The 12999-nt window shown below is 62.2% G+C and carries 12 protein-coding genes; 6 read left to right on the top strand and 6 right to left on the bottom strand.

Annotated elements, in window-relative coordinates; genetic code table 11:
- Window positions 1–26 precede the first annotated feature (26 nt).
- Both HX812_RS26605 and HX812_RS26600 read left to right on the top strand, forming a co-directional pair.
- Window positions 27–761: a response regulator gene (locus HX812_RS26605; RefSeq protein WP_016975493.1), complete on the top strand. Its 735-nt coding sequence runs from the start codon at window positions 27–29 to the stop codon at window positions 759–761.
- Window positions 762–792: 31 nt separating this feature from the next.
- Window positions 793–2220: an ATP-binding protein gene (locus tag HX812_RS26600; RefSeq protein WP_161630237.1), complete on the top strand. Its 1428-nt coding sequence runs from the start codon at window positions 793–795 to the stop codon at window positions 2218–2220.
- Here HX812_RS26600 and HX812_RS26595 read toward each other — a convergent pair.
- Window positions 2217–3146, bottom strand: coding sequence for an AraC family transcriptional regulator (locus HX812_RS26595; RefSeq protein ID WP_016975491.1), 930 nt, complete (start codon window positions 3144–3146; stop codon window positions 2217–2219). The genes HX812_RS26600 and HX812_RS26595 overlap by 4 nt on opposite strands.
- Before the next feature lie 328 nt (window positions 3147–3474).
- Between HX812_RS26595 and HX812_RS26590 the strand changes: the two genes are divergently transcribed.
- Window positions 3475–3816 (top strand): antibiotic biosynthesis monooxygenase family protein, encoded by a 342-nt coding sequence (locus HX812_RS26590; RefSeq protein WP_016975490.1) that lies wholly within the window; start codon window positions 3475–3477, stop codon window positions 3814–3816.
- Window positions 3817–3858: 42 nt separating this feature from the next.
- Window positions 3859–4101, top strand: coding sequence for a hypothetical protein (locus HX812_RS26585; protein ID WP_033898533.1), 243 nt, complete (start codon window positions 3859–3861; stop codon window positions 4099–4101).
- Here HX812_RS26585 and HX812_RS26580 read toward each other — a convergent pair.
- From HX812_RS26580 to HX812_RS26560, 5 genes are all read right to left on the bottom strand, one after another.
- Window positions 4098–4721 (bottom strand): flavin reductase family protein, encoded by a 624-nt coding sequence (locus tag HX812_RS26580; protein ID WP_038845938.1) that lies wholly within the window; start codon window positions 4719–4721, stop codon window positions 4098–4100. The two genes, HX812_RS26585 and HX812_RS26580, sit on opposite strands and share 4 nt — an antisense overlap.
- A gap of 127 nt (window positions 4722–4848) precedes the next feature.
- On the bottom strand, window positions 4849–6168 hold the full coding sequence (locus tag HX812_RS26575) for an MFS transporter (RefSeq protein WP_038845939.1): 1320 nt from the start codon (window positions 6166–6168) through the stop codon (window positions 4849–4851).
- Window positions 6169–6334: 166 nt separating this feature from the next.
- The gene (locus HX812_RS26570) at window positions 6335–7669 is read right to left on the bottom strand and encodes a sigma-54 dependent transcriptional regulator (protein WP_038845940.1); all 1335 of its coding nucleotides are present in this window, start codon (window positions 7667–7669) and stop codon (window positions 6335–6337) included.
- Window positions 7663–9429 (bottom strand): ATP-binding protein, encoded by a 1767-nt coding sequence (locus HX812_RS26565; protein WP_038845984.1) that lies wholly within the window; start codon window positions 9427–9429, stop codon window positions 7663–7665. Before HX812_RS26565 ends, HX812_RS26570 begins: the two co-directional genes overlap by 7 nt.
- A 103-nt stretch (window positions 9430–9532) precedes the next feature.
- Complete coding sequence (locus HX812_RS26560; RefSeq protein WP_010208051.1) at window positions 9533–11056, bottom strand: fumarate hydratase; 1524 nt, start codon at window positions 11054–11056, stop codon at window positions 9533–9535.
- A 216-nt stretch (window positions 11057–11272) separates the two neighbouring features.
- Between HX812_RS26560 and HX812_RS26555 the strand changes: the two genes are divergently transcribed.
- Window positions 11273–12205, top strand: a complete 933-nt coding sequence (locus HX812_RS26555) for an iron-sulfur-binding ferredoxin reductase (RefSeq protein WP_038845941.1) — start codon at window positions 11273–11275, stop codon at window positions 12203–12205.
- A gap of 30 nt (window positions 12206–12235) precedes the next feature.
- Entirely contained in the window at window positions 12236–12985 is a 750-nt protein-coding gene (locus HX812_RS26550) for an enoyl-CoA hydratase-related protein (RefSeq protein WP_038845942.1), read from the top strand.
- Window positions 12986–12999 lie beyond the last annotated feature (14 nt).

The following is a 12999-nucleotide window of genomic DNA, read 5'->3' as shown; positions in this document are numbered from 1 at the left end:
ACACTTATAACAACAAGGAGGACCCCGTGAGCGTAATCAGTAAATCGATTCTCCTCGTCGACGACGACCAGGAAATCCGCGAATTGCTGCAGACCTACCTCAGTCGCGCCGGTTTCCAGGTGCGTGGCGTGCCGGATGGCGCGGGGTTCCGCCAGGCGATGAACGAGGCGCCGTGCGACTTGGTCATCCTCGATGTGATGTTGCCGGACGAAGACGGTTTCAGCCTTTGCCGCTGGATCCGCCAGCACCCGCGCCAGGCGCAGGTGCCGATCATCATGCTGACCGCCAGTTCCGACGAGGCCGACCGCGTGATCGGCCTGGAGCTGGGCGCCGACGATTACATCGGCAAGCCTTTCAGCCCCCGCGAGTTGCAGGCGCGGATCAAAGCCCTGTTGCGTCGCTGCCAGTTTGGCCAGGAGCGCAGCAGTGGTGGCGAAGTGTTGGTGTTCGATGAATGGCGCCTGGATATGATCAGCCACCGCCTGTTCCATGTGGATGGCGAGGAAGTGATCCTTTCCGGGGCCGATTTCGCCCTGCTCAAATTGTTTCTCGACCATCCGCAACAGATCCTCGACCGCGACACCATCGGCAACGCCACCCGTGGCCGTGACCTGATGCCGCTGGACCGTATCGTCGACATGGCCGTCAGCCGCTTGCGCCAACGCCTGCGCGACACTGAAAAACCCCCGAGGCTGATCCGTACCGTGCGCGGCAGCGGTTATCAACTGGCAGCCAGCGTGGTTGCCGGCAATGCCCACTGAACATCTGACTGAGCGCCGCCGCCGCTTCCCGGTGCCCCGTTCGTTGCTGGGGCGTATGCTGCTGCTGACGTTGCTGGCAGTGTTGTTTGCCCAGGCGCTGTCCAGCGTGATCTGGGTCTCGCAGTTGCGCGCCACCCAGCTCGAAGGCCTGGTCACCAGCGCCCGCAGCCTGGCGCATTCGATGACCGCCAGCGTGAGTTATTTCCGTTCGTTGCCGGTGGCCTACCGTCCGTTGGTCCTCGATCAATTGCGCAGCATGGGCGGCACGCGTTTCGTCGTGACCCTCAATGATCGTCCTCTGGACATGGCCATCCTGCCGCAGACTCCGCGTAAACAGGCGGTGCTCGAAGCGGTCGATGAAGTGCTGAAACAAACCCTCGGCGCCGATGTGCATATCTCGGTGGAGTTCGTCAGCGCCGAAGACCTGCGCATCTTCAATGCCGGCCTGAAACTCGATGAATTGCCGCGTTCATGGGCCCACTACGCGTTGACCCTGGAACCGGTGAACCCGCCGGTGCTGGTCACTCAGATCCAGCTCGCGCCCGGCGAATGGTTGTACATCGCCTCGCTGTTGCCCGAGCCCTACACCAGTCTGGAAGAACAAGGCCTGCCGTCGCAGCAGGTGTGGTTTATCGTGCTGACCAGCGGCTTCCTGTTGCTGTTCATCGGCCTGCTGGTGCACTGGCAAAGTCGCCCTCTCAAGCGCTTGGCGCGGGCCGCGCGGGACATGTCGCTGGGCGCCGACGTAGAGCCGGTGGCCGAAGGTGGCGGCAGCGAAGTGGTGGAAGTGGGGCGGGCGTTCAATGCCATGCGCGAGCGCATCAGCCGTTACCTGACCGAGCGCAGCCAGTTGTTCAGCGCGATTTCCCACGACTTGCGCACACCGATCACCCGCCTGCGCCTGCGTGTGGAATTGCTGGAAGACGAGAACCTGCAAACCAAGTTCGGCCGCGACCTGGATGAGCTGGAGTTGTTGGTGAAGGGCGCGCTGCAATGCGTGAAAGACACGGATATCCACGAAAATATCGAGCCGGTCGACCTGAACCATGTGCTCGACTGCCTGGTGGAGCCTTATTTGGCGCCGAACGGCAATGGGCGCGTGACCCAGCATGGGCGGGCGTTGACGACGTATCCGGGCAAGCCGCTGGCGCTCAAGCGATGCATCGGCAACCTGATCGACAACGCGTTGAAGTACGGCCAGAACGCCCATCTGCGCATCGAAGACGATGGCGTGGAATTTATCCTGCATGTGGATGACGAAGGCCCCGGCGTGCCCGAGCAACGCCTGGAGCAGGTGTTCGAACCGCACTTCCGCCTGGCCGGGCAGCAACAGGGCTACGGGCTGGGACTGGGGATTGCGCGCAACATTGCCCATAGCCATGGCGGCGAAGTGAGTTTGCAGAATTTGCGTGAGGGTGGGTTGCGGGTGACCCTGCAACTGCCGCGCACTCTCGACTAAATGCTCTGGCGCAGCCGGGCCAAATCTCTGAGGGGCGGCGCCCCAAACAACCGACTGTACTCGCGGCTGAACTGCGACGGGCTTTCATATCCCACGCGATACCCGGCCGCCGACGCCTCCAACCCTTCGGCAATCATCAACCGCCGGGCTTCCTGCAAGCGCAGTTGCTTCTGGTACTGCAACGGGCTCATGGCGGTGATGGCCTTGAAGCGGTGGTGCAGGGTCGAGACGCTCAGGTTCACTTCCTTGGCCAGATCGTCGATGCGCAGCGGTTGCTCGTAGTTGCCGTTCAACCATTTGATCGCCTGGCTGACCCGATGGCTCTGACTGTTGGCCACGGCGATTTCATACAGGCGATAACCCTGTGGACCCCGCAACAGGCGATAAAGAATCTCGCGGTTGATCAGCGGCGCCAGCATGGCGATGTCTTTGGGCGAGTCCAGCAGGCGCGCCAGACGCAGCACGGCGTCGAGCAGTTGGCCGTCGATGCGGTCGACATACATGCCACGGGAGGTCGGACGCGACGGCACGCCCATCGGGCCTGCTTCCGCGATCAAGGCCGTGAGCTGCGCCGGGTCGATATTGATGCGCACCGACAGGTTCGGGTCTTCCGGGGTGGCCTCGATGATCCGCCCGGCCACCGGCATCGCCACCGAGAACACCAGGTAGTTGAGTGGGTCGTAGGCAAAGATCTCGTCGGCAAGGCGCACTTCCTTGCTGCCGCTGGCCAGGATGCACAGGGCGGGCTCCACCAACACCGGCATGAAGTCACGCGGCGTGTTGTGGCGGTTCAGGAACAAGGTGGTGATGGCGGTGCCGTAGGAGCCGTCCTCCCAGGTGTGCCGATGCACGATGCTGGCCAGTTCGGCGCGCTGCTTTTCCATCTCGGCATCGAGGGGGATGGCTTTATGTTCGGGCGACGACATGGAGCGTCCTCTACTGGCTACTTCGATGGGCTCAGCTTAGCGGCGGCTTTTCAAAAAGTGTTACGTCGATTCTGCACAATCCTTGCCTGATCCTGCGGCGCATCGTGAATCAGGCAATCGCAGCGCCTGTCATCTCCCTGAAACAAGGCGTTGGCCAATGGAATAAAACAGCTGCGCCAGACGTCCTCTCTACGCTTCTCGCAGGATTGTGCAATAAGCCGACAGGAATTGACTAACCGCGCTCGCATTTGCGCCGTTATCTTTGATCCTGTGGCAACACGCCCTCACAGTGCTTGCCGAGCATCACTTCTCAACGGGAGAGTCGAACATGTCCACCCCCATTCCCGCGAGCCATATGGCCTTTATCCGCGCCCGCACCGGGTGCAGCACCGAACTCGGTGCACGCTTGAGCAGTTTGATCGAACCGGGCCGTCAGGCTCAGGGTTGCCTGCAATTCTCGTTGCAGCATTCCCAGGTCGATCCCGATGTATGGCTGGTCTCGGGCTTCTGGAGCAGCGAGCAGGCGATGAGTGCCTACTTCAATTCTCCGGCCTTGATGATCTTTACCGAGCTGTTGAACGACATGGTGGTCCGCAGCATGGACTTCCAGACCTTTACCGATGCATCCGCCGCCCATGCCTACGGCGAGTACCTGCAACTGGCCGGTTGAGGGTTAGAATGGCCGACTTTTCCATTGGCCAGGACCTGCAACATGGCACGTAAACAATTTGCCCACCACGAAGCCGTTTCCGCCGTAGTACCGGGGGAGGGTGGCTACAGCGCCGCCGTCGCCGTCAAGGCACTGGATGGCATGGGCGCACCGCGCTTTCACAAGATCCTTGATGGCCAGACGTTCAAGACCGCCTCCGACGCCGATGATGCGGCCACCCTGCAATTGGAGCGGTTGGTCGATGTCGACGAAGAAGGTCAGTTGGCGTGGGCTGCCGAATCCTAAGCCTTGGGTCGATGCATCTTGAACAGGGCCTCAGGGCCCAACTGGAAGTAATCCGCCGGGCCGCCACCGCGTAAAATCGGCTCGGCGGCGGCGGTGTCGTAGATGCCGTCCTTGAGCAACCACTTGGCAATGTGCACCGCGACCACCTCGCCCAGCACCAGCCAGCTAGGCACCAATGCCTTATCGGCGCGCTGAAGCTGAATGATCTGCGTCACCTTGCACTCGAACGACACCGGGCTCTCGCCCACCCGTGGCACGCCCACGATCTTGGAAGCGACCGGCGTCAGGCCGGACAATTCGAACTCATTCACCTCGGGTGATACCGGGGCGCAACTCTGGTTCATCTGCTCGGCCAGCGGGCGGGTCGCCAGGTTCCACACAAACTCGCCGGTCTGTTCGATGTTGTTCAGGCTGTCTTTGCGCCCGACACTGGAAAACCCGATGATCGGCGGAATGTAGTTGAACGCGTTGAAAAAACTGTAGGGCGCCAGGTTCAGGCGGCCTTCGCTGTCGTGGGACGAAATCCAGCCGATCGGCCGTGGACCGACGATGGCATTGAACGGGTCATGGGGCAGGCCGTGGCCGTTGGCGGGTTCGTAGAAGTGGATATCGTCGGACATGGCCGGGGTTCCTGGTGCGCAGTTCTGGGAGGCGGTCATAGTGCACTGCACAGTTGGTGGTTTTCAAAACAAAAAAAGGGGCTCTGTCATCTGCTGACACAGCCCCTTTTGCATTGCAGGTGAAACGTTAGTCCGTAGTAATGCGCGAGTGCTTGCGCGTGTCCTTCATGGTCACATAGACCACCAGCGACACTGCAATACATGCAGTCACATACCAGTAGTAGCCGGTCTCCATGCCGATGCTCTTGAACCACAGCGCGATGTATTCAGCGGTGCCGCCGAAGATCGAGACGGTCAGGGCGTACGGCAGGCCCACGCCGAGGGCGCGGATTTCGGTGGGGAACAGCTCGGCCTTCACCACGGCGTTGATCGAGGTGTAGCCGCTGACGATGATCAGCGCCGCCATGATCAGGAAGAACGCGCCCCACCAGCTCTGGATGGTGTGCAGGGTGGTGAGGATCGGCACGGTGAACAGCGTGCCGAGGATGCCGAAGGCGATCAGGATCGGACGACGTCCGACTTTGTCCGACAGCCCGCCGACGATGGGTTGCAAGCACATGAACAGGAACAGCGTCGCCGCCGAGATGGTGGTGGAGTCGGAAATGCTCATGCCGACCGTGTTCACCAGGTATTTCTGCATGTAGGTGGTGTAGGTGTAGAAGGCCAGGGTGCCGCCCATGGTCAGGCCGACCACGGTCAGCAGCTCCTTGGGATGGCGCATCAAGGTGCGCATTGCGCTTTCCTTGGCTTTTTCCTTCTTGGTGAACGACTCGGTTTCTTCCATGCCACGACGCAGATACAGCGCGACCACTGCGCACAGTGCGCCGATGGCGAACGGGATGCGCCAGCCCCAGGCATACAGCTGCTCGGTGGTCAGCACCTGTTGCAGCACGATCAGCACGGCCAGGGCGATGAGCTGGCCGGAGATCAGGGTTACATACTGGAAGCTGGAGTAGAAACCACGGCGTTCCTTGGTTGCCATCTCGCTGAGGTAAGTGGCGGAGGTGCCGTACTCGCCACCGACCGACAGCCCCTGCAGCAAACGGGCGAATACCAGCAGGATCGGCGCACCGATACCAATCATTTCATAGCCTGGGCTCAGGGCAATCAGCAGCGAGCCGAAGCACATCAGGTAGACCGAGGCCATCAGGGCTTTTTTACGCCCGACTTTGTCGGCATACAGGCCCATCAGCCAGCCACCGATCGGGCGCATCAGGAAGCCCACGGCGAAGATCGCGGCGGTATTGAGCAATTGAGCGGTGGTGTCGCCTTTCGGGAAGAAGGCTTTGGCGAAGTACAGCGAAAACGCGGCGTAGACGTACCAGTCGTACCACTCGACCATGTTGCCGATGGAACCACTGAAAATCGATTTGATGCGGCTGGACGTGGTGCGTGCCTGCGTCGGCGCAGCCGCCGACCCCAAAGGCAGGGAGTTGGAGTTATCCATTGAAGGATCCTTCATCTAGTTGTTTTTATGGAGCGGCGCGTGCGCAGCCTGACTCGAGCTATAGCAGGAGCTGTGCCAGATGGATGAAGGCCCGGAATAGAAGGGTTGCAGCTTTTTATTGAGCGGAAAGCCGCTGATGATTTTCAGGGAGTGAGCGGAAATCCGCTCATTCGTCCTTCAGGAACATGTCGCGGGCGAGCCCGTGGCGCTGCATCTTTTCATTGAAGGTACGGCGTGGCAGTTGCAGCTCGGCCAGCACCGCCTTGATATCACCCTTGTGCCGGGTCAGTGCGGCTTTCAGGCAGTGGGCTTCGAAGGCCTCCTGCTGCGCGGCCAGGGATTGCCCGGCCTCGATGCCTTCCGGTTCCGGCTCGACAAGGCCGAGTACCTGGCGTTCGGCAACGTTGGCCAACTCACGCACATTGCCCGGCCAGTCGTGGCTGAGCAGGCGCCCCAGTTGCGCGCCGCTCAGGGGCTCGACGCTGCGGCCCAGGCGCTCGGCGGCACTCTGTGCAAAGTGGTCGAACAGCAGCGGGATATCTTCGCGGCGTTCACGCAAGGGCGGCAGGCGCAATTGTGCGACGTTCAAGCGGTAGGCCAGGTCTTCACGAAAGCGCCCGGCGCGGGCCTCTTCCAGCAGGTCCGGCTTGGTCGCGGCGATGATGCGCAGGTCGACGTGGATACTTTGGTTGGAGCCCAGTCGCTCCAGTTTCTGTTCCTGCAACACACGCAGCAGTTTCACCTGTTGGGCCAGTGGCATGCTTTCGATTTCATCGAGGAACAGCGTGCCACCGTGGGCATATTCCAGTTTGCCGATGCGCTTGCCCTGGGCGCCGGTAAACGCGCCGCTTTCGTGGCCGAACAGCTCGGCTTCAAACAACTGCTCGGGGATGGCGGCGCAGTTGAGCGCGACAAAGGGTTTCTTCGACCGAGGGCCAAAATCATGCAGGCAACGGGCGACCATTTCCTTGCCGCTGCCGGTCTCGCCACGGATCAGTACGTTGACCGGCAGGCTCGCCAGGTCCAGCACCTGGCGGCGCAAGGTTTGCAAACCACGCGACACACCCAGCAGGGTCGTTTCCAACTGCGCCCGATGATCGGCCTGTTGGTGCAGGCGTCGGTTTTCCAGGATCAGCCCGCGTTTGTCCAAGGCCCGGCGCAGGCTGTTGAGCAGGGCGTCGGGGCTGAAGGGTTTTTCCAAAAAGTCGTAGGCACCGTCGCGCATGGCCTCAACCGCCATCGGCACATCGCCGTGGCCGGTGAGCAGGATGACCGGTAAATCGGCATCGCGACGTTGCACTTCGGCCAGCAGTTCGAGGCCGCTGAGTCCGGGCATGCGCACATCGCTGAGGATCACACCGGGGAAATCCTTGGGCAATTGCGCCAGGCATTCCTCGGCGCGGCTGAACAACTGCACCTCGAACCCCGAGAGGCTCAGCCATTGCTCGACGGCCGTGCGGATGCTGGCTTCGTCATCGACCACAATCACCGCGTTCAACATAGGTCGGGCGTCTCCAGCGCGATAGGCAGCGTCAGGGTGAATACCGCGCCGTCGCCACGATTGCCGGCGATCAGGCGCCCACCCAATTCGTGCACGATAGCGTAGGACACCGCCAGCCCCAAGCCGAGCCCGTCGCCCACGGGCTTGGTGGTGAAGAACGGGTCGAATACGCTGTTCAGATGTTCTTCGGCAATCCCGCCGCCGCTGTCGCTGACGGTGAGCTGCCACAGTTGTTGATCGGCATGCAGGCGGATTTCCAGGCGTTTGCGCGGCTTGTCGGCCATGGCGTCGAGGGCGTTGCGCAGCAGGTTGATCAGAACCTGTTCCAAGCGGATCGCATCTCCGCGCACCCAGGCGGGGCGGGTCAGGTCCAGCACTACGCCGATGGATTCATCGCGCAGGCGCGCATCGAGCAAGTGCAGGGACTGGTCGACCACGGTGGCCAGGTCCAGGCGTTCACGCAGGCCGCTGGGGCTTTTGCGCGCGAAGGTCTTGAGGTGGCCGGTGAGGGCCGCCATGCGCGTGAGCATGTCGTCCAGTGGCGTGAGCGCCTGGTAGGCATCGTCGACACGACCGTGATCCAGCAGCAGGCGCAATGTGGCCAATTGCATGCGTTGGGCGGTGAGTGGCTGATTGATTTCGTGGGCGAGGGCGGCGGACATCTGCCCCAGCGCCGCGAGCTTGGCCGATTGCACCAGGCCATCCTGCGCCGTGCGAAGCGCCTGGGTGCGTTCTTCCACCAGTTGCTCAAGCTCTTCGCGACTGCGCTGACGCAAGCGGGCCAGGCGCCAACGTTGGGTCAGGAACAGCACCAGGAACACCAGCGCCAGCCAGGAACCGGCGGCGGCCAACCCGGCGTTGCGCTGATCTTCAAAGGCGAACTGCGGCTTGCGCAGCAGGTGCAGGGTCCAGCCTTCGGCCTTCAGCGGCAGAGATTCCCAGATGTAATTGGCACTGCCATCCGGACCGTTGACGCGCATCAAATGGCTGTTTTCGTCGAAGCGTTGCAGGGTGCTGGTTTCCAGCGCCTGCAGGTGTTTCTTGTCGTATTGGCGTGTGGCTTTCAGCTCGGCAAGGTCGCTGGCCGTCAACGGTCGCAGGTTGCGGTAACGCCAGCCGGGTTGATTGGCGATGAACACGATGCCACGCGCATCGCTGACCAGCAGCAGGTCATTACCCTGGGCCCATTCGCGCTCAAGTTCGGGGAACTCCAGCTTGACCACCATCGCACCGAGGAACTGCTCGTGTTCATCGACCACCGCGCTGGAGAGAAAGTAACCGGGGATGCCGGTGGTCACGCCCACCGCGTAAAAACGCCCGGTGCCCTGGCTCAAGGTCTGGCTGAAATAGGGGCGAAACGCGTAGTTGTGCCCCACATAACTGCTGGGCAGGTTCCAATTGCTGGCGGCCACGGCCAGGCCGGTGCGGTCCATCAATTCCAAGGTGGACGACTGCGCCGCGCCGTTGATGCGCTCCAGTTTGCGGTTGAGCAGGTCCTGGGTTGCGGTATCCAGCGGGCTCTTCAAGGCATTGATCATCTCCGAGTCCAGCGCCAGCACGGCGGGCAGGGCGCGGTAGCGTTCGATCAGGGTGTGCAACGAGTTGGCGTACAGCGCGAGCTGCTGATTGGCACGGGCGGCGTCGTCCACCAGCGCCTGGCGTTCGGCGTGGCGCGTGGCCAAGGCTGCGGCCAACAGCGCGCCGGCGATGATCAGCAGGGAATAGAAGGTCAGGCGCAGGGGGCGAGGGATCACGATCATACGGTGATGGGCAGGCACGGTAAGGGAGTGCACCATACCATGAGCCATAAAAAAGGCGACTGGGCCATGGCCACAGTCGCCTTTATGTCTGCAGCGGAAGGGCTTACTGCACTTCTACCGCCAGGCTTTCACTGATCTTTTTCTGCCAGATGGCAGGACCGGTGATGTGCACGGATTCACCTTTGCTGTCGACAGCAACGGTGACCGGCATGTCCTTCACGTCGAACTCGTAGATCGCTTCCATACCCAGCTCGGCGAAGGCCACCACGCGCGACTTCTTGATGGCTTGCGCCACCAGGTAGGCGGCGCCGCCCACGGCCATCAGGTACACGGCCTTGTGGTCCTTGATCGCTTCGATCGCAGTCGGGCCGCGCTCGGATTTGCCGATCATGCCCAGCAGGCCGGTTTGCTCGAGGATCTGACGGGTGAACTTGTCCATCCGCGTCGCGGTGGTCGGGCCGGCTGGGCCAACCACTTCTTCGCGCACCGGATCAACCGGGCCGACGTAGTAGATGAAGCGACCTTTCAGATCAACCGGTAGGGTTTCGCCCTTGTTCAGCATCTCGACCATGCGCTTGTGCGCGGCGTCGCGACCGGTGAGCATCTTGCCGTTGAGCAACACGGTTTCGCCCGGCTTCCAGCTCTGCACTTCTTCCGGGGTCAGGGTGTCGAGGTTGACGCGACGGGCCGATGGGCCGGCTTCCCAGACGATTTCCGGGTAGGCGTCCAACGGTGGCGCTTCCAGCGATGCCGGGCCCGAACCGTCGAGCACGAAGTGCGCGTGACGGGTGGCGGCGCAGTTGGGGATCATGCACACCGGCAAGGACGCGGCGTGGGTCGGGTAGTCCATGATCTTCACGTCGAGCACGGTGGTCAGGCCACCCAGGCCCTGGGCGCCGATGCCCAGTTGGTTGACCTTCTCGAACAGCTCCAGGCGCATCTCTTCGATACGGTTCTGTGGGCCGCGCTTTTTCAGCTCGTGGATGTCGATGGACTCCATCAACACTTCTTTGGCCATGACGGCGGCTTTTTCGGCGGTGCCGCCGATGCCGATGCCGAGCATGCCCGGTGGGCACCAGCCGGCGCCCATCGTCGGAACGGTCTTGAGCACCCAGTCAACGATCGAGTCGGACGGGTTGAGCATGGCCATTTTCGACTTGTTCTCGGAACCGCCGCCCTTGGCCGCCACGTCCACTTCCACGGTGTTGCCTGGGACGATGGAGTAGTGGATGACCGCCGGGGTGTTGTCCTTGGTGTTTTTGCGCGCGCCTGCCGGGTCGGCCAGGATGGAAGCACGCAGGACGTTTTCCGGCAGGTTGTAGGCGCGACGCACGCCTTCGTTGATCATGTCGTCCAGGCCCATGGTGGCGCCATCCCAACGCACGTCCATGCCCACGCGCACGAACACGGTAACGATACCGGTGTCCTGGCAGATCGGGCGATGGCCGGTGGCGCACATGCGCGAGTTGATCAGGATCTGGGCGATGGAGTCACGGGCCGCTGGCGATTCTTCGCGCAGGTAGGCTTCGTGCATGGCCTGGATGAAATCAACGGGGTGGTAGTAGGAAATGAATTGCAGGGCGTCGGCAACGCTCTGAATCAGGTCGTCTTGCTTGATCACGGTCATGAGTCGCGCTCCTCTATAAGGGAACATTCAATAAAGGTGGCTTCAGTGTTGCATCGGTCGGCTGAAGCCACCTTTCCAAGGCACGCCAAAGTGGTGCAGGCGCGACGCTAAAAAGGCGCGGCAGTATAACCCGGCTCGGTGGCCGATACACCCGACTATGGTCAAACTGTCGCAGGCATGATTCCCTGTGCGCGCCCCTTGTGATTGAGCCCTTATATGCCTGAACTCTACGTCGGCGAACGCCATTGGTCGGTATCTTCCGGCAGCAACCTGCTGGATGCCTTGAACCAGGCCGGTGTGGCCGTGCCCTACAGTTGCCGCGCCGGCAGTTGCCATGCGTGCCTGGTGCGATGCCGGGGGGAGGTCGAGGACAAGCAGCCCGAGGCCTTGAGCCCGGCGCAACGCCTGGACGGCTGGCGCTTGGCGTGCCAGTGCCAGGTGAGCGGGGACCTGCGCGTTGAAGCCTTTGACCCGACGCGTGACGGGTTGCCGGCCCAGGTGCTGGGTGTGGATTGGTTGAGCCCGAGCGTGCTGCGCCTGCGTCTGCAACCCGAGCGTGGCTTGCGCTATCGGGCCGGGCAGCATCTGGTGTTGTGGGCGGGACAAGTGGCGCGGCCCTATTCCCTGGCGAGCTTGCCTCAGGATGACCCATTCCTGGAGTTTCACCTCGATTGCCGTCTGCCTGGCGAGTTCAGTGATCTTGCCCGTCAGTTGCAGCTGGGCGACCGTCTGCGCCTGGGCGAATTGCGCGGTGGCGCGCTGCAATACGACCCTGACTGGCAAAGTCGGCCGTTGTGGCTGCTGGCGTCCGGCACCGGCCTTGGCCCGCTTTGGGGCGTGTTGCGTGAGGCCTTGCGTCAGGATCATCAGGGCGACATCCGCGTGATTCACCTCGCCCATGATGCGGCTGGGCATTACCTGGCCGAACCCCTGGCGCAGCTGGCGGCACAGCATCCCAACGTGACGGTGGAGCTGTGGACGGCGGCGCAGGCGGCCCAGGCATTGGCGCAACTGCGGCTTGTTTCGCGGCAAACTCTGGCTTTACTCTGCGGGCACCCGGCCAGTGTCGAGGCGTTTTCCAAGCGTCTGTTCCTGGCGGGCCTGCCGCGCAATCAACTGCTGGCCGATGTGTTCCTGCCCCGTGGTTGAGCGCTGAATTCTACAGCCGCGAGATTCGCCATGACCGATGCCATCCTGCAACACCGCGAACGCGGGTTGCTGACCTTGCAGCTCAATCGCCCCGACAAGAAAAACGCCCTGACCCGCGCCATGTACATGCAACTGGCCGAGGCCCTGGAGCAGGCCGATGCGGATGAGGCCATCCGCTGCGTGCTGATCCAGGGCAGCAGTGACTGTTTCACCGCCGGCAACGACATTGGCGATTTTCTTGAACAGCCGCCCAGCGATCTCGACAGCCCACCGTTTTACTTCATGAAGAGCCTGCTCAACTGCCGCAAACCGGTGATTGCCGCTGTGGCGGGCGCTGCGGTGGGTATTGGCACGACCCTGCTGCTGCATTGCGACCTGGTATACATCAGCCGTGATGCGCGGCTGCGCATGCCATTCGTCAATCTGGGGCTGTGCCCGGAGTTTGGGTCGAGCCTGATCCTGCCGAGGTTGCTGGGGCACGCAAAGGCTGCGGAATTATTGTTGCTGGGCGAGGGTTTTACCGGCGAGCAGGCGGCTGCGTGGGGGATTGCCACCGAGGCGCTGGGCAGCGGCGAGGCGGCGTTGGCGAAGGCGCGGGAAATGGCCGAGCGCTTTGAGACCTTGGCGCCGGGGGCTGTGCAGGTGACCAAGCAGTTGATGAAGGGTGTGGACCGTGAGCAATTGCGCCAGGTGATTGAGGAAGAGGGCGCTTTGTTTGTCCAGCGGTTGAAGTCGCCGGAAGCGATTGCGGCGTTGTCGGGGTTTATCAACCGGTCCTGAGAAAGCAAAAAGCC

This window comes from Pseudomonas sp. IPO3749 (genome assembly GCF_013386605.1).
GTDB lineage: Bacteria > Pseudomonadota > Gammaproteobacteria > Pseudomonadales > Pseudomonadaceae > Aquipseudomonas > Aquipseudomonas azotoformans_A.
The sequence above is the reverse complement of the archived record's forward strand: the minus strand, read 5'-3'. Positions and strand labels throughout refer to the sequence as shown.